This is a genomic window from Pseudomonas sp. Yb2C2 (assembly GCF_052112325.1).
GTDB classification, from domain to species: domain Bacteria; phylum Pseudomonadota; class Gammaproteobacteria; order Pseudomonadales; family Pseudomonadaceae; genus Aquipseudomonas; species Aquipseudomonas marginalis.
The window spans coordinates 1-16792 of the sequence record NZ_JAVAJK010000032.1; the positions used below are offsets into that span (position 1 = coordinate 1).

Sequence of the window (16792 nt, forward strand, 5' to 3'; positions counted from 1 at the left end):
GCGGCAGCTATCTCCAGGCAGGCGGCGCGGGCGGCGTCGGGGTCGGCGCCATCTGGAACAAAGGCTCGATCCTGATTACCGCCGCCAACTTCGCGGCACTGGCCGGCAACATTGGCGGCAGTGGCGTGGGGGGGACGAGTGCGGGCTCCGTGGGTGTTTCGCCGTCTTCGGTGGCCAACGTCTACGGTGACGGCGGCACCATCAACACCAACTATGTGCCGGACGAGACGCCACCCACCGCGACCGTCGTGGTCGCCAATACCAACCTGAACTCCGGCGGCACATCGCTGGTGACCATCACCTTCTCCGAAGCCGTGACCGGCCTTACCGCGGCGGACCTGACCGTGCAGAACGGCAGCGTCGGGACCTTGACCAGTGGCGACGGCGGGATCACCTGGACGGGGACGTTGACCGCAGCCGGTAACATCGCTGACACCACCAATATCATCACCCTGAACAACACCGGCGTGGCCGACTTGGCTGGCAATGCCGGCGTGGGCACCACTGACTCGAACAACTACATCGTCAACGATACCGTGGCACCCACGGCGTCCATCGTGGTCACCGACACCGCCCTCAGGATCGGCGAAACGAGCGTAGTGACCATCACCTTCAGCGAAGCAGTCAGCGGTTTCACCACCGCCGACCTGACCGTTGCCAACGGCTCAATCAGCGGCCTGAGCAGCAGCGACGGCGGCATCACCTGGACGGCCACGCTGACGCCGGACGCGGCTATCACCGATGCCACCAATCTCATTGTCCTGGATAAAGCCGGCGTGGCGGACCTCAGTGGCAATGTCGGTGTGGGTTCTATCAATTCCAATAACTATGCCGTCGACACGCAACGCCCGACCGCCACCATCGTGGTGGCTGACACTGCGCTGAGCGTCGGCGAAACCTCGCTGGTGACCATCACCTTCGGCGAAGCGGTGACAGGCTTTACCAGCGCCGACCTGACGGTCGCCAACGGTACGGTCACCGGCCTGAGCAGCGGCGACGGCGGTATCACCTGGACCGGCACGCTCACGCCGAGCGCCAGTACCAGCGATACCAGCAACCTCATCACCCTGGATAACACCGGCGTGAGTGACGCGGCGGGCAACGCTGGCAGCGGCACCACCGACTCCAACAATTACGCCGTCGATACCCAGCGCCCGACTGCCACCATCGTGGTGGCCGATACCGCGCTGACAATCGGCGAAACGTCCTTGGTCACGATCACCTTCAGCGAGGCCGTGACCAGTTTCACCCTGGCGGACCTGACCGTTGCCAATGGCTCCCTGAGCGGGTTGAGCAGCAGCGACGGCGGTATCACCTGGACCGCGACGCTCACGCCGAGTGCCAGCATCAGCGATGCCACCAACCTGATCGTCCTGGCCAATACCGGTGTGGCCGACGCGGCCGGTAATGCTGGCAGTGGTACCACCAACTCCAACAACTACGCTGTCGATACCCAACGCCCGACTGCCACCATCGTGGTGGCCGACAACGCGCTGAGCGTCGGCGAAACCTCGCTGGTGACCATCACCTTCAGCGAAGCGGTGACAGGCTTTACCAGCGCCGACCTGACGGTCACCAACGGTACGGTCACCGGCCTGAGCAGCGGCGACGGTGGCGTCACCTGGACCGGCACGCTCACACCGAGCGCCAGTACCAGCGATACCAGCAACCTCATCACCCTGGATAACACCGGCGTGAGTGACGCGGCGGGCAACGCCGGCAGCGGCACCACCGACTCCAACAATTACGCCATCGATACCCAGCGCCCGACTGCCACCATCGTGGTGGCCGACACCGCGCTGAAGGTCGGCGAAACGTCCGTGGTCACTATTACCTTCAGTGAGGCGGTGACCGGTTTCACCCTGGCCGACCTGACCGTCGCCAACGGCTTGATTTCGGGCCTGAGCACCAGCGACAACATCACCTACACCGCGACCTTCACCCCAAGCGCCGGCACCAGCGATGCCACCAACCTGATCACCCTCAATAACACCGGCGTCGTGGATGGGGCGGGCAACGTCGGCAGTGGCACCACCGACTCCAACAATTACGCCGTCGATACCCAGCGTCCGACCGCCACCATCGTGGTGGCTGACACTGCGCTGAGCGTCGGCGAAACCTCGCTGGTGACCATTACGTTCTCCGAGGCGGTCAGCGGTTTTGACAATTCGGACCTGAGCGTCGCCAATGGCACGTTGAGCGCGGTCAGCAGCAGCGATGGCGGCATCACCTGGACGGCCACGTTCACACCTAGCCTTGGGGTCACCGACGCGTCCAACCTGATTGTCCTGAACAACACCGGGGTCAACGATGGGGCGGGTAACACCGGCACGGGCACGACCAGTTCCAACAACTACGCCATCGACACCAACGTGCCGACGGCGACCATCGTGATTGCCGATTCGTCCCTGAGCATCGGCGAAACCACCTTGGTGACCATCACCTTCAACGACGCGGTGAGCGGTTTCGACAACAGTGACCTGACCGTCAGCAACGGCACGTTGAGCAACGTGGCGTCCACCGACGGCGGCGTCACCTGGACGGCCACGTTCACACCGAGCGTCAGTACTTCCGACACCACCAACGTGATCACCCTGGACAATACCGGCCTGATCAACGGCGCTGGCAACGCAGGCGTGGGCACCACCGATTCCAACAACTTCACGATTGACACCCAGCGCCCAACCGCAACTATCTCCGTGGCTGACAACAACCTGGGCATCGGGCAGACCACCACGGTGACCATCGGCTTCAGTGAAGCGGTCAGCGGTTTCGATCTGTCAGACCTGAGCGTGGCCAACGCTGTCTTGTCCAACCTGGCCAGCAGCGATGGCGGTAAAACCTGGACCGCCACCTTGACGCCGACGGCGGCCATCAGCGATGCCACCAACCTGATCGTACTGGATACCAGCCTGGTGAATGATGCAGCGGGTAACGTCGGCAGCGGCATCGTAATTTCCAACAACTTTGCGATTGATGGAGAGCGGCCGACCGCGACCATCAGCATAGCCAACCCCAGTCTGACAGTCGGGCAGACCACCACGGTGACCTTCACCTTCAGCGAGAAGGTCAGCGGCTTCGAGCTTGATGATCTCAGTGTAGCCAACGGCACCTTGTCCAACCTGGCCACCAACGACGGCGGCAAGACCTGGACTGCGACCCTGACACCCACGGCGAATATCAACGATCCGAGCAACTTCATCACGTTGGATTCCAGCCTGGTGGTAGACCTGGCAGGCAACGCTGGCAGCGGTTTTGCCAACTCCAACAATTTTGCGATCAACACCATTGCGCTGACGGGCGACCCCCTCTTCCGTGTCACCGTTCCGGTTGCGCCCCAGGATGCGCCGAACCAGCCGTTGCAGCCGATCATCTTCGGCCGTCCGGGTGGCGATCTGGGTTCGCCCCTCGGTTTCCCGCCACTGTTCGAGCAACGTGAGATGGGTGGCGGCTTGCCGCCCATCGGCAGCATTTTCATCAACAACGGCGCGTCGTCGCCCAGCTTTATCGCCCAGGTGTTCAGCACCGATGGCAGCGGGGACGGCGGGGTGTTTGGCTCAAGCACGTTGTCGGGCCTGTTCAACCGCGACACCGGTGGCAGCGACTCAGGCTTCAAAGCGTTCGACAGCCAGTCGATCAAGGGCGGCGGCGATGCGGCCCAAGGCCTGCGCGGCGTCTTTGGCGCACCGACCCTTGGCCAACAACTGCAACAGATCAACGAGAGGGAGCATCGCCAGGTGATCGATCTGGCACACGCACTGCAACAAGTCGGCATCAGCGAAATGCAGGCTTGAACCTACTTAATTTCGGCGCAGGAACAGGGGCAGTACAAGGATGAATACACGTCATAAGTTGTTCGGCGCCAGCATGCTGGTGCTGGCGATCAGCGGTTGCGCGGTCACCAGTGAGCCGATTGAACGCAGTGTCAGCGAGCAACGTGCCCGCAATGATCTGCACGGTATGTACACGGGGCAGGAACCCCTCAGCGGCCCGCTTACCTTGCACCAGGCCATGGCCCGCGCGGTGAAATACAACCTCGAAGGCCGTTTGAAAGTAATGGAAGAAGCCTTGGCCAAGCGACAGTCGGACCTGTCCAGCTTTGACATGTTGCCGCGCATGGCGCTGTCCGCCGGCTACGCCGGGCGCAACAACACCAACGCCTCCAGCAGCCAGAGCGTGCTCACCGGCACCCAGTCCCTGGAACCGTCGACCTCCCAGGACCGCGACCGCCGTGTGGCGGACTTGACCATGGTGTGGAACGTCCTCGACTTCGGCGTCAGCTATATCAGTGCCAAACAGCAAGGCGACCAGCGCCTGATCATCCAGGAGCGTCGACGCAAGGTCATCAACACCATCGTCCAGGACGTGCGCTCGGCCTATTGGCGAGCGGTGGCGGCCGAGCGTCTGCTGACACAGATCGACAGCCTGATGGTACGGGTCGACCAGGCCCAGACCGACAGCCAGAACATGAGCGAACAGCGCATCGGCGACCCGGTCCAGGCCCTTGGGTACCAGCGTTCGCTGATCGAAGCCACGCGCCAGTTGCAGGAACAGCGCCGCGCCCTGTCCCTGGCCAAGACCGAACTGGCGACCTTGATCAACCTGCCCATGGGCACCGACCTGAAACTGGCCACGCCGGACGATTACGTGGTGCCCCAACTCAAGGTCAACCTGGCGAGTCTGGAACAGGAAGCCCTGGCCAATCGTCCCGAACTGCGTGAGCAGGACTACCAGACCCGTATCAGCGCCGCCGAAACCCGCAAAGCCATGCTGCGCCTGCTGCCGGGCCTGGAGTTCTCCGCCGGCGGCCACTACGACAGCAACTCGTTCCTGGTGGACAACCGCTGGGCTGACTACGGCGCCAAGATCACCTGGAACCTGTTCAACGTGATCTCCGCCCCGGCCGCCATCGACGTCGCCAAGGCCGGTGAAGAAGTCGCCACCGCCCGGCGCCAGGCCATGTCCATCGCGGTATTGGCGCAGGTGTATGTGGCCAATGCCAACTTCCAGGATGCCGTGCGCCAGTTCAAGACCAACGAACAACTGGCCAATATCGACGGGCAAATCCTCACCCAACTGCGCAATCGTCACGAGGCGGCGGGCCTGGGCGAACTCGACCTGATCCAGGGCGAGCTCAACACCCTGCAAGCCGACCTGCGCCGCGACCTGGCCTACGCTGACCTGCGCAACGCCTACGGCCAGATCTTCGCCAGCGCCGGGCTCGACCCGCTGCCGGAGCAACTGGACTCCGACCGCGTGCAAAGCATCGCCACTGCCCTGGCCAGCCGTGAATCGGCCTGGGCTGCCGGCAACATCACCGCACCGGTGCCGCGTGCCGTCGCCCAATAACCTGGTGGCGCCGACGGCGAGCATCACCCGCCGTCAACGCGAGGCGCGCAACGGCCATCGCGGTGTGGCGATCCTGCTCACCGGCTTGCCCGCCTCGGGCAAGTCGACCCTGGCCCAGGGCCTCCAGGCCGCGTTCTTCGAACACGGCCGCCAGAGCATCGTGCTCGACGGCGATGCCTTGCGCGTCGGGCTCAACAAAGACCTGGGCTTTGCCGACAGCGACCGCCTGGAAAACATCCGCCGCGCCAGCGAACTGGCGGCGCTGCTGGTGGACCACGGGCAGATCGTGATCCTGGCGATGATTGCGCCCCTGGTGCAGTTGCGCGAGGTCTTCGCCGAGCGCCTGGGGGCCGACTATCGGGAAGTGTGGTGCAGTGCCTCGCTGGCGGTTTGTGAGCGGCGCGACCCCAAAGGTCATTACGCCCGCGCACGCAGGGGCGAGCTACCGGGGTTTACCGGCATTGGTTCGCCCTACGAGCCACCGCCCCACGCTGCGCTGGTACTGGATACCGGCGTGCTGTCGGCACCGCAGAGCGTCGAGCGGTTGTTGGCCTGGCTGGCGCCTGAACTAGACTCTGGGGAATCATCTTCTTAGGAGTCCGCCATGGAGTCGCCTGTGCACAGCTTGCCGTCACTGTTCAAACAGCTTGGGCTGCCGGATGACCCGGTCAGTATTGATCAGTTTGTGACCACCCATTCGCCACTCAAGCCGGATCTCAAATTGGCAGATGCGTTTTTCTGGACCGACAGCCAGAAAGCGTTTTTGCGCGAGGAAATCTTGGACGATGCCGATTGGGCGGAAGTGGTGGATGAGTTGAATCTAATGTTGCGGGGTGGGCGAGGGGTGTAAAAAAATCTTTTGGAAATTGTGTTTTTGTAAAAAAAAAGGTGAGCAGTAAAAAAATCTAGGCGCCGCGTTCATTCAGGAAGCACGCGTTATCGTTGACGTTTTTCGCGAGCAAGCTCGCTCCTACAGGAGGCGATGTAGGCTTAACTGACTGGCATCAGGGCAAGCCCCCTCCCACATTCGTCCTGCGGTGTGGCCACTGAATCGTTCCACCCATCCGCTAAATTGTTTCAAAACTTGACGCAATCCGATCCTTCCACCATATTGATAGTTAGCAAACTAACTGTATGCGAACTATCCAGTGCCTCAATCCCTCGAACACCTCCAGATGAACCTCAGCAGCAGCATGGTGGTGGGCGCCCGTAACTGGCGCAAAATCTGCCAGAGCACGCTGGTGAGCTATGGCATCTCCGAAGCCTGCGCTGTGCCGTTGTTGATGATCGGTCGCCTGGGCGACGGAGTGCATCAGGTCAAAGTAGCCCAGGCCTCCGGGATGGAAAGTCCTTCGCTGGTGCGCCTGCTCGACCGGCTGTGCCATGACGGCTATGTGTGCCGTAGCGAAGACATCCACGACCGCCGCGCCAAGGCCCTGAGCCTCACCGAGCGCGGTCGCGAGTTGGTGCAGGCGGTGGAGGTGCAACTGGTGCGCCTGCGCCGCGAAGTGCTGGCGGACATTGCGACCGCCGACATGGAAGCGGCACTGCGTGTACTGCGGGCCTTTGAGGCGGCGACGCTTTGAACGGATTTTTTACCGGTTTTCCGCCCGCCCGTGACTGGTTCTATGGGGTTCGTACCTTCGCCGCGTCGATGATCGCGTTGTACATCGCCATGCTGATGCAAATGCCGCGTCCGTATTGGGCGATGGCCACGGTGTATATCGTCTCCAGTCCGTTTGTCGGCCCTACCAGTTCCAAGGCCCTGTACCGCGCCATCGGCACCTTGATGGGGGCGGCGGCGGCGGTGTTTTTTGTGCCGATGTTCGTGCAGTCGCCGTACATCCTGGTGGTGGTGATCGCACTGTGGACGGGCACCTTGCTGTTCCTCTCCATGCACCTGCGCACTGCCAACAACTATGCCTTGATGCTGGCCGGCTACACCTTGCCGCTGATCGCCCTGCCGGTGGTGGATAACCCGCTGGCGGTGTGGGATGTGGCCGAGGCGCGGACCGAGGAAATCTTCCTCGGCATTGCGGTCGCGGCGGTGGTGGGCGCGATGTTTTGGCCGCGGCGGCTGATGCCGGTGTTCGATGGCGCGGTGGCCAAGTGGTTCAGCGACGCCCAGGTCTACAGCCAGCGCTTTCTTTCCCGCAATGTGCAGCCGGAAGAAGTCAGCGCCCTGCGCGGCGGCATGGTCGCCACCTTCAATACTCTTGAATTGATGATCGGCCAGTTGCCCCACGAAGGCGCGCGGCCGCAGACGGTGCGCAATACCAAGGAATTGCGCGGGCGCATGATCCACCTGCTGCCGTTGGTGGAGGAACTCGACGATGCGCTGTATGCCGTCGAACAGCGTGCGCCGCAGTTTCTCGAGCAGTTGACGCCGCTGCTGGAAGCCACCCGGCAGTGGCTGGAAAACACCACCGAAAGCGCACCGCTGGAACGCTGGCGCGCCCTGCGTGAACAGGTCGACGCCCTGCAACCCCAAGGCGAAGCGCTGGACGAGCGCCACACACTGCTGTTCTCCAACGCCCTCTACCGCCTGGGCGAGTGGATCGACCTGTGGCAGGACTGCCGAAGCCTGCAAGCCGCCATCCAGTGCGAAAGCCAGGACACCTGGCGCGCCGTGTACCGTCACTGGCGCCTGGGCCGGCTCACGCCGTTCCTCGACCATGGCCTGATGCTTTATTCGGCGTTTTCCACCGTCACCGCGATCATCGTCGCGTCGGTGCTGTGGATCCTGCTGGGCTGGACCGATGGCGGCAGCGCGGTGATCCTGGCAGCCGTGGCCTGCAGTTTTTTCGCTTCTATGGACGACCCGGCGCCGCAGATCTATCGGTTCTTTTTCTGGACCGCCATGTCGGTGCTGTTCGCCAGCCTCTACTTGTTCCTGGTACTGCCCAACCTGCACGATTTCCCGATGCTGGTACTGGCGTTCGCGGTGCCGTTCATCTGCATCGGCACGCTGACCGTGCAGCCGCGTTTTTACCTGGGCATGCTGCTGACGCTGGTGAACACCTCGTCGTTCATCAGCATCCAGGGCGCCTACGACGCGGACTTCCTCAACTTCGCCAACGTCAACCTGGCCGGGCCCGTGGGCCTGTTGTTCGCCTTTGTGTGGACGTTGATCGCACGGCCCTTCGGCGCCGAACTGGCGGCCAAGCGCCTGACCCGTTTCAGCTGGCGCGACATCGTCGGCCTGACCGAGCCCGCCACCCTGAACGAACACCGCTACCTGGCCGTGCAAATGCTTGACCGCCTGATGCAGCACCTGCCACGCCTGGCGATGATCGGCCAGGACACCGGCATCGCCCTGCGCGACCTGCGCGTGGCGCTCAACCTGCTCGACCTGCTGGCCTATTCGCCGCGCATCCTCGGCGTGCCGCGGGTGCTGCTCAACCAGGTGGTGGAAGGCGTGGGCGGTTACTTCAAGGCCTGCCTCAAGGCGGGTGAACGCTTGCCCGCGCCCAGCGGTCTGCTGATGACCCTCGACCGCACGCGTCGCGCCCTCAACGGCCAGGGCCTGCAAGACGAAGACGATACCCGCCTGCACCTGCTGCACGCGCTGGCCGGCCTGCGCCTGGCGTTGTTGCCGGGAGTGGAATTCATTGGCGGCACGGAGATGGAAGCGCCGCTACCCGATGGAGCGCCTTTATGATCGGTGATCTGGATATCAGCGGGGTGTTCCTGCCCACGCTGCTGGTGCTGATGGGCATTACGTACGTGTTGTTCCTGGTGGTGCACGGGCTGTTGACCCGCGTCCACTTCTATCGCCTGGTCTGGCACCGGGCATTGTTCAATGTGGGGCTCTACGCGCTGTTGCTGGGCGCGGTGGACTCACTCAGTCGATACCTGATGACATGAAAAAACCTTTTTTGACCATCGGCCGTGTAGTCCTGACGTTGTTGATCGTGAGCTTCGCGGTCGTCGTTGTGTGGCGCATGGTCATGTACTACATGTTTGCGCCCTGGACCCGTGACGGTCACATCCGTGCCGACATCGTGCAGATCGCGCCGGACGTGTCCGGGCTGATCCAGCGCGTCGATGTGCACGACAACCAGTTGGTGACCAAGGGCCAGGTACTGTTTGCCGTCGACCAGGACCGCTTCAAGCTGGCCCTGCGCCAAGCCCAGGCCGCCGTGGCCGACCGCCAGGAAACCCTGGCCCAGGCAAGCCGCGAGTACAAGCGTAACCGTGGCCTCGGCAACCTGGTGCCCAGCGAGCAACTGGAAGAAAGCCAGTCCCGCGTTGCCCGCGCCCAATCGGCCCTGGCCGAAGCGCAAGTGACGGTGGACTCGGCCCAACTCAACCTCGACCGCTCGGTGATCCGCAGCCCGGTGGACGGCTACGTCAACGACCGTGCACCGCGTACCCAGGAGTTCGTCACCGCCGGGCGGCCGGTGCTGTCGGTGGTGGACAGCAATTCGTTCCACATCGACGGCTACTTCGAAGAGACCAAGCTCGACGGTATCCACGTCGGCATGGGCGTCGACATCCGTGTGATCGGCGACAACGCCCGCCTGCACGGGCATGTGCAGAGCATCGTCGCCGGTATCGAAGACCGTGACCGCAGCAGCGGCTCTAACCTGCTGCCCAACGTCAACCCGGCGTTCAGCTGGGTGCGCCTGGCCCAGCGGATTCCGGTGCGTATTGCCTTTGACGATGTCCCGGCGGACTTCCGCATGATCGCCGGGCGTACGGCCACGGTGTCGATCATTGGCGACAAACCCAATGACGGAGCCAAGCCATGAAGCCGCTGTGGGCAACCGCTGCGCTGGGGTTGTTGCTGTCGGCCTGCCAAGTGGTGGGGCCGGATTACAAGCTGCCGCAAACGTCTGCCGTCAACCGCGCTGACCTGCAAGGGCAACTGACGGGCAAGGGCAGCGACGTGGTGTCGGCGCCGGTGCCGGCCGACTGGTGGAAGCTGTACAAAGACCCGCGCCTGGACGAGCTGGTACGCCAGGCCATGGCCTCCAACACCGACCTGCGGGTGGCCGCAGCCAACCTGCAGCGCGCCCGTTATCAGACCCAACAGGCTGAATCCGCCGGCGGCTGGAGTGCCGGCGCCAAGGCCGAGGTGCAACGGCTGCAGGAATCCGGCGAAGCGTTTTTGCAGGCGGACAAAGTGCCGGTGGATAACATCGGCAGCGTCGGCATTACCACCTCGTATCAATTCGACCTGTTCGGCACCTTGCAACGTGGCATCGAAAGCGCCCAGGCCAGCGCCGATGCGGCCCAGGCTGCCGCTGATACCGCACGCATCACCCTGGTGGCCGATGTGGTGCGCTCCTACACCCAGGTCTGCGCGGCCAACGAAGAACTGGCGATTGCCAACGAGTCCCTCGACCTGCAAGCCCAGAGCACCAAACTGACCCAACGCCTGCGTGACGCGGGCCGTGGCGATGAAACCCAGGTCACCCGCTCGCAAACCCAATACAAATCCTTGCGCGCCGACATGCCGCGCTACGAAGCGGCGCGCCAGGCCGGGCTGTTCCGCCTGTCGATGCTGCTGGCCAAGCCAGTGGACCAACTGCCGGCGGGCACCGGCAGCTGCGCCGAACTGCCGCATATCGCTCAATTGTTGCCGGTGGGCGATGGTGCGGCACTGCTCAAGCGTCGCCCCGACGTGCGCCAGGCCGAGCGCCAACTGGCCGCCGCCACTGCGCGTATCGGCGTGGCCACCGGCGCCTTGTACCCGGACATCGCCATCGGCGCCACGGTGGGCACCGTGGGCCTGCTCGACAACCTCGGCCAGCCGGCGACCAACCGCTGGGGCTTCGGCCCGATGATCAGTTGGACGGTGCCGACCAACGGCGCCCGTGCGCGCATCCACGAAGCCGAAGCCGCGACCCAGGGCGCCCTGGCGCATTTCGACGGTGTGGTACTCAATGCCATCCGCGAAACCCAGACCGGCCTGGCGCAATACACCGCCGTGCTGCAACGGCGCGAGGCGCTGGCGGACGCCGAGCGCTCGGCCCAAGAGGCGGCAGACCAGACCCACCGTTTCTTCCAGGCCGGCCGCGAATCGTTCCTTGCCGACCTGCAAGCCACCCGCACCTACACCGCGATGCGCGCGCAACTGGCGGCGGCGAATACCCAGGTTGCCATGAGCCAGATCGATCTGTTCCTGGCCCTGGGCGGCGGCTGGGAAAGCGGACGAACGCAAGCGTCACAGCCCGGCAAACCCTGAGCGAATAGCTATGCTTGGACAGGCGGGTCGCCGTGACGACTCGCCTGACACTGCTCGCGTTTGCTCATGGGGATTCCAATAATGAAAAACCCTTATGCTCCCGCTTTCTGGTGCGTGCTCTTCGCACTGGTGTTGTTATCGGCCGCGTATTTCTACGGCGTCATGCTCGCCCATCAACTCGACAAGGCCATGGTGTTTCTCGACAGCGCCTGCCTGGTGATCGGCTCCCTGTCCATCGGCGTGGTGGCCTGGGCGTCCTACCAGAACCAACGCGTGAAGAAAAAACTCCTCGAGCAAGGCAAGACCCGCGTAGCGATCTGGGACACCAAGGTCGCCCTGCGTCGAGTCGAAACCGTGTTCGACCGCTATTTCTGGGGCAGCTATTGGCAGCCGGGGCGCACCTTCCAGGAAGTCATGGGCGACCTTACCGGCACGCCCCTGGAAAAAAGCCTCGAAGTCCTGAAAAAACAGTGTGTGGCCCTCGATCGGCAGGTCGCCGATGGCCGGCATTGGCTGAATAATGCGCGGGAATTGTCCGACGTTGCCACGCAGATGGCCCGTGAGCGCTACCAACTGGACTTCTGCGACCCCAAGTCCGACACGCCCGGCAATGCGGTGATACACCGCGAGTTTGAGGTGCTGGTGTACACCTGGACCGCACGCCTGAAGAGTTTTGACCACCAGCTCGACGAGATCGAATTGGAGTATTCCTGACGTAGCAGTGGTCGAGTAGAACGAGGCCGCGTTCGAGGACGAAGTCCTCGTAAAACCAGCACGCACGGTTTTTGATAAGCCAAGGTGCGTGGTTTTACGACTGCTTCGCAGTCGAACGCGGCCTCGCTGCGCTCGACCGCTGCTACGGAGCCTATGCTAACCTCTCCCGGATTTTTCGGCGGGCTTGAGCCAACCCCAACAGGGTTCAAGGAAGACAGCCCACTTCTCACAGGATTTGATCAGGTCACTTCATGAATAAGCCAGCAGTCGTTCTTTTGGGTTTAGTTGTCGCCGTAGGCGTCGTCAGTGCAGGCGGCGCCTGGTACACCGGTAAACAACTGGAACCGGTGCTGCAAACCGCGATCCAGAACGCCAACAAGGAACTGCAGACCTCCATGGCCGGCGTCGATGGCACCGTGGCCCTGGAGCTGGTGTCCCTGGAGCGTGGCGTGTTCAGCAGCACCGCGCACTACCGCCTGAAGGGCCAAGGCTCGGTGTTCGGCGAAGAAAACCCCAATCCCGAATTGCTCTTCGTCGACCATATCGAACACGGCCCGCTGCCGTTCTCGCGCCTGGTGACGCTCAAATGGCTGCCGGTCATGGCCACCAGTCACTATGAGCTGGAAAAGAACCCCACCACCGAGAAGTGGTTCGCCGCCGCCAAAGACGTGTCGCCGCTCAAGGGCGTGGCCAATATCGGCTACAGCCGCTCGGTCAACGGCAACATCGAATTGCTGCCCCTGACGTTCAAGGACGACACGTCTTCGGTGAACTTCTCCGGCGCCAACCTGAATTTCGACAGCACCGCCGAAGGCCAGAAGGTCAAGGCCGACGGCTTCATGAACAGCCTCAAGATCGCAGCGGTAGATGCCAAGGGCGACGCCTTCGAGGCCGAACTGGCTGGCCTGACCATCGCCAGCAACCTGGAAAAATCCACCTTTGGCTTCTACACCGGGCAAAACACCGTTGAGCTGACCGACAGCACGTTCACCTTCGGCCCGCAGAAAGCCGTGCTGACGGTCAAAGGCTTCGAGCAGAAAGACTCCAGCGAAACCAAGGACAACAACCTGGCCGGCCGTGTCGACTACAAGATCGACGAGATCGGTTACCAGGGCAAACCCGTGGGTTCGGCGGCCATGGCCCTGAGCATGAAGAACGTCGACATCCCGGCCATGCTGGTGTTGACCAAGCTGTACCAGGACAAAATGCAGCCGGTGCAAGCCGCTGCCGCAGCGGGCCAGCCCGCGCCTGAGCTGCAATTGACCGAAGCCGAGCAGGCCCTGGCCGAAGCGAACGTCAACCAGGTACTGGCCGCCAAGCCGCAGATCGCCGTGGAAAACCTGTCCCTGAAAACCACCCATGGCGAAAGCAAGTTCAACCTGCTGGTGGACCTGGCCAAGCCAGCGTCCATGGAGCTGCCGCCGGTTGAGCTGGGCAAGCAGATGATTGCATTGCTGGATGCCAACCTGACCTTGTCCAAGCCGATGATCGGTGACGTTGCCGCCCTGCAAGCGCAACTCAGTGGCGTGAGCGACGCGAAAGCCATCGAGCAGCAGTCCCAAATGGCCGCTGAGATGGTCAGCGGCATGGCGGTCGGTACTCAGTTGGCGACCCTGGTCGGCAGCGACGTGGTGTCCAAGTTGCACTACGCCAACAATGAAGTGACCTTCAACGGCCAGAAGATGACCGTCGAGCAATTCATTGGTTTTGTGATGGCCAAGGTCGGCGCGGTCAGCGGCGCACAGTAAAGATTTCGCCATCACCCGGAAATAAATAATGTGGGAGCGGGAGTGCCCGCGATAAGGGTCAAACAGTCGGCGCACGTGCCGGCTGGTACCCCGTTATCACAGGCAAGTCCGCTCCCACATTCACATTTCAGATAGGCTGCGCAATTCTGAACAATTGTTTTGGATTGGTCTTTTTCCTACTTTCCTAAGAGATAGTTCACACAGGAAAGCTAGGCCGGGTCATTGGACGCCGGCACCCTGCGGCAATTCGCTCAGGACCACCTATCGTTACAGCTTTCCGTGTGTAAGGAAGCTCACGATATGTTGCGAAACCTACCACTCAGTGCATCAGGCCGGTTGCGACTGCTCGTCGGGGCAGCCTTATGCAGCCAATTACTGATGCCCGCCTTCGCCATGGCCGATCCGGCCTATGACGCACTGATTATTCAGGCGCGCAACGGCAACTTCACCCCCGCCCTGACCCAATTGCGCCAGCTGTCTGCCGAACGCCAGACGCCAGGCCAGGTCAGCGATCATGTGGTGATCGCCGGTTGGGCCGGCCAGGACGCCGAAGTGCTGAAGGTGTACGAGGCCCAGGGTAAACATCGCAACCTCAGCACCCAGGCGCTCGCCACCGTCGCGCGTACGTATCGTAACCAGCGGCAATGGGCCCAGGCTGAGGCTGTCTATCGCCAGGCGTTGCTGCGTGAGCCGAATAATGTCGATCTGCAACTGGGCTTGGCCCTGACCCAGGCCGACGGCGGCAAGGCCAACGAAGCCGTGCAACGCACCCGCGCGCTGGTGGCCGCCAAGCCCGATGATCCTAACCGCCGCATGGCCCTGGGCTACGCACTGACCCGCGCCGGCCTCAACTACGATGCGCTGTTTGAGTTCGACCAGGCGTTTATCCGCGCGGGCGACAAGCCTGACGTCGCCCGCGAATACATCGTCGCCCTGCAAAAGGCCCGCCTGCCGGAAGCCGCGTTGCGCCTGTCGGCCCAGCGTCCTGGCCTGCTGGACCCGGTGACCCAGCGCCGCCTGGAAGGCGACCTCGCTGCCGAGCGTGTGCGCATGGCCGAGTTCGCCACCCGCAGCGAAAAAGAACGCTACGTGATTGCCGACCGAGCCCTGGCCGATTACGACAAACTGCTCGCCCGCTGGACCCCGGACGCCAGCGCCCATGACGATGCGGTGCGCTGGCGTATCGACCGCCTGGGCGCACTCAAGGCCCGTGCGCGTACCGCTGAAGTGATCCGCGAGTACGAAGTGCTTAAGGCCGAAGGTGTGCAACTGCCGACCTACGCCGTGCGCTGGGTGGCCGCGTCCTACCTCGACCAACGCCAGCCGGAAAAAGCCGAGCCGCTGTATCGCCAGGCCCTGAGCGCCACCGACGCCGAGCCCGATGATCGGGTCGAAGACACCACTGCGCTGTTCTACGCCTTGCAGGAAAGCGATAAAGCCGAGGACGCCAACGAGGTCGCCAAGGGCCTCGCCAACAGCCAGAACCCGCGGGTCGAGCTCAAGGGCTTGCCCATCGGTAACCCCAACGACGCGTGGATGGACGCCCAGCAACTGTCGGCCCAGGCCGGCGTCTACGGCGGCGACCTGCCGGGAAGCGAAGCCGGCCTCGAAGCGCTGGTGGCGAAAGCCCCTGGCAACGTCGGCCTGCGCCTGGCCCAGGCTGACATGTACCGCGCCCGCGACCTGCCACGGCGTGCCGAAGGCATCCTGAAGGAAACCGAAGCCCAGGCCCCACGGGATATGGGCCTGGAAGTGAGCCAGGCCTACACCGCCATGGACCTGCAGGAGTGGCGCCAGCTCGACGTGCTCACCGACGATGTGCTCGCCCGCAACCCGGACAATCGCCAGGTGCAGCGCCTGAGCCGCCTGCGCGACGTGCATGACATGGCCGAGCTGCGGGTCGAGGCCTATACCGGTAAAAGTTTTGGCGGGGGCAATGACAGTGACGCGGGCGCCGTCGCGGGTAGCCGCGACTGGGGCATTGAGAGTCGGATCTACACGCCGCCCATCGACGAAGACTGGCGTGTATTCGCCGGCGCCGGGTATGCCAAGGCCGACTTCAGCGAAGGCACGGGCCAGCATCGCTGGCAGGTCGTGGGCGTGGAGCGGCGTACCCGCGACATGACCATTGAAGCCGAGGTCTCCAACCATTCCTACGGCGATGGTTCCAAACAAGGCGCCGCGGTGTCGATTGCCCGCGACATCAACGACAATTGGCAATACGGCGGCAGCCTCGGCTACCTGCTGAGCACCACGCCGCTGCGGGCGTTGAATGACGGGGTCACGGCCAACGGTGGCAGCGGCTTTATCCGCTGGCGCGCCAACGAAAGCCGCGAATGGAAACTCACCCTCAGCCCCTCCCATTTCAGCGATGGCAACGACCGCTTCGAAGCCTTGCTCAGCGGCCGCGAAGGCCTCTACAGCTCGCCGAAAGTGCAAGTGGACCTGGGCCTGGAAGTCGGCGCCAGCCGCAACAGCAAGGAAGACACGGTGTACTTCAATCCGAAGTCGGACTTTACCGTGTTGCCCGTCCTCAACATCAACCATGTGCTCTATCACCGCTACGAGACCCAGTGGAGTCAGCAGTTCCAGGTCGGTGCGGGTACGTATAGCCAGCGGGATTACTCCACCGGTGGCATCGGTCTGGTGGGCTATGGCCAACGCTTTCGCTGGAATGACGTGCTGGACGCCGGCGCCAACCTGAGCCTGATCAGCCGACCTTATGACGGGGATCGCGAACGCGATCTGCGTCTGCTCGTCGACCTCACTTACCGTTTCTAAAAGAGCC

General features: G+C 63.1%; 12 protein-coding genes. All 12 read left to right on the forward strand.

Annotated features, from left to right (window positions below; genetic code table 11):
• On the forward strand, window positions 1–3794 hold a 3794-nt coding region (locus Q8X51_RS29470), incomplete at its 5' end, for a beta strand repeat-containing protein (RefSeq protein WP_407694992.1).
• A 40-nt stretch (window positions 3795–3834) separates the two neighbouring features.
• Window positions 3835–5349 (forward strand): TolC family protein, encoded by a 1515-nt coding sequence (locus tag Q8X51_RS29475; protein ID WP_137212693.1) that lies wholly within the window; start codon window positions 3835–3837, stop codon window positions 5347–5349.
• On the forward strand, window positions 5333–5944 hold the full coding sequence (cysC, locus tag Q8X51_RS29480; RefSeq protein ID WP_137212694.1) for an adenylyl-sulfate kinase: 612 nt from the start codon (window positions 5333–5335) through the stop codon (window positions 5942–5944). Before Q8X51_RS29475 ends, cysC begins: the two co-directional genes overlap by 17 nt.
• A 9-nt stretch (window positions 5945–5953) precedes the next feature.
• A complete protein-coding gene (locus Q8X51_RS29485; protein WP_065924680.1) occupies window positions 5954–6199 on the forward strand; it encodes a DUF2789 domain-containing protein in 246 nt (81 codons plus the stop codon).
• A gap of 325 nt (window positions 6200–6524) precedes the next feature.
• Window positions 6525–6935 carry a MarR family winged helix-turn-helix transcriptional regulator gene (locus tag Q8X51_RS29490; RefSeq protein ID WP_065924681.1) on the forward strand — a complete coding sequence of 137 codons (411 nt, stop codon included), beginning with the start codon at window positions 6525–6527 and terminating at the stop codon, window positions 6933–6935.
• Window positions 6932–9010 carry an FUSC family protein gene (locus Q8X51_RS29495; protein ID WP_323147279.1) on the forward strand — a complete coding sequence of 693 codons (2079 nt, stop codon included), beginning with the start codon at window positions 6932–6934 and terminating at the stop codon, window positions 9008–9010. Before Q8X51_RS29490 ends, Q8X51_RS29495 begins: the two co-directional genes overlap by 4 nt.
• Window positions 9007–9216 (forward strand): DUF1656 domain-containing protein, encoded by a 210-nt coding sequence (locus Q8X51_RS29500; RefSeq protein ID WP_012721577.1) that lies wholly within the window; start codon window positions 9007–9009, stop codon window positions 9214–9216. The genes Q8X51_RS29495 and Q8X51_RS29500 overlap by 4 nt, the downstream gene beginning before the upstream one ends.
• On the forward strand, window positions 9213–10103 hold the full coding sequence (locus Q8X51_RS29505) for an efflux RND transporter periplasmic adaptor subunit (RefSeq protein ID WP_027608075.1): 891 nt from the start codon (window positions 9213–9215) through the stop codon (window positions 10101–10103). Before Q8X51_RS29500 ends, Q8X51_RS29505 begins: the two co-directional genes overlap by 4 nt.
• The gene (locus tag Q8X51_RS29510) at window positions 10100–11542 is read left to right on the forward strand and encodes an efflux transporter outer membrane subunit (RefSeq protein WP_407694678.1); all 1443 of its coding nucleotides are present in this window, start codon (window positions 10100–10102) and stop codon (window positions 11540–11542) included. The genes Q8X51_RS29505 and Q8X51_RS29510 overlap by 4 nt, the downstream gene beginning before the upstream one ends.
• 81 nt (window positions 11543–11623) lie before the next feature.
• Complete coding sequence (locus Q8X51_RS29515) at window positions 11624–12256, forward strand: hypothetical protein (RefSeq protein ID WP_027608077.1); 633 nt, start codon at window positions 11624–11626, stop codon at window positions 12254–12256.
• 251 nt (window positions 12257–12507) lie between these two features.
• Complete coding sequence (locus tag Q8X51_RS29520; RefSeq protein ID WP_330215667.1) at window positions 12508–14004, forward strand: YdgA family protein; 1497 nt, start codon at window positions 12508–12510, stop codon at window positions 14002–14004.
• A gap of 300 nt (window positions 14005–14304) precedes the next feature.
• Window positions 14305–16785, forward strand: coding sequence for a poly-beta-1,6 N-acetyl-D-glucosamine export porin PgaA (pgaA, locus tag Q8X51_RS29525; RefSeq protein ID WP_407694677.1), 2481 nt, complete (start codon window positions 14305–14307; stop codon window positions 16783–16785).
• Window positions 16786–16792: the final 7 nt, after the last annotated feature.

What these genes read in the sequence shown, in the direction of transcription:
- Q8X51_RS29515 (WP_027608077.1), top strand. Translation starts at nt 11,624, where the DNA reads ATGAAAAACCCTTATGCTCCCGCTTTCTGGTGCGTGCTCTTCGCACTG.
- Q8X51_RS29510 (WP_407694678.1), top strand. Translation starts at nt 10,100, where the DNA reads ATGAAGCCGCTGTGGGCAACCGCTGCGCTGGGGTTGTTGCTGTCGGCC.
- Q8X51_RS29490 (WP_065924681.1), top strand. Translation starts at nt 6,525, where the DNA reads ATGAACCTCAGCAGCAGCATGGTGGTGGGCGCCCGTAACTGGCGCAAA.
- Q8X51_RS29505 (WP_027608075.1), top strand. Translation starts at nt 9,213, where the DNA reads ATGAAAAAACCTTTTTTGACCATCGGCCGTGTAGTCCTGACGTTGTTG.
- Q8X51_RS29475 (WP_137212693.1), top strand. Translation starts at nt 3,835, where the DNA reads ATGAATACACGTCATAAGTTGTTCGGCGCCAGCATGCTGGTGCTGGCG.
- Q8X51_RS29520 (WP_330215667.1), top strand. Translation starts at nt 12,508, where the DNA reads ATGAATAAGCCAGCAGTCGTTCTTTTGGGTTTAGTTGTCGCCGTAGGC.
- Q8X51_RS29500 (WP_012721577.1), top strand. Translation starts at nt 9,007, where the DNA reads ATGATCGGTGATCTGGATATCAGCGGGGTGTTCCTGCCCACGCTGCTG.
- Q8X51_RS29485 (WP_065924680.1), top strand. Translation starts at nt 5,954, where the DNA reads ATGGAGTCGCCTGTGCACAGCTTGCCGTCACTGTTCAAACAGCTTGGG.
- pgaA (WP_407694677.1), top strand. Translation starts at nt 14,305, where the DNA reads ATGTTGCGAAACCTACCACTCAGTGCATCAGGCCGGTTGCGACTGCTC.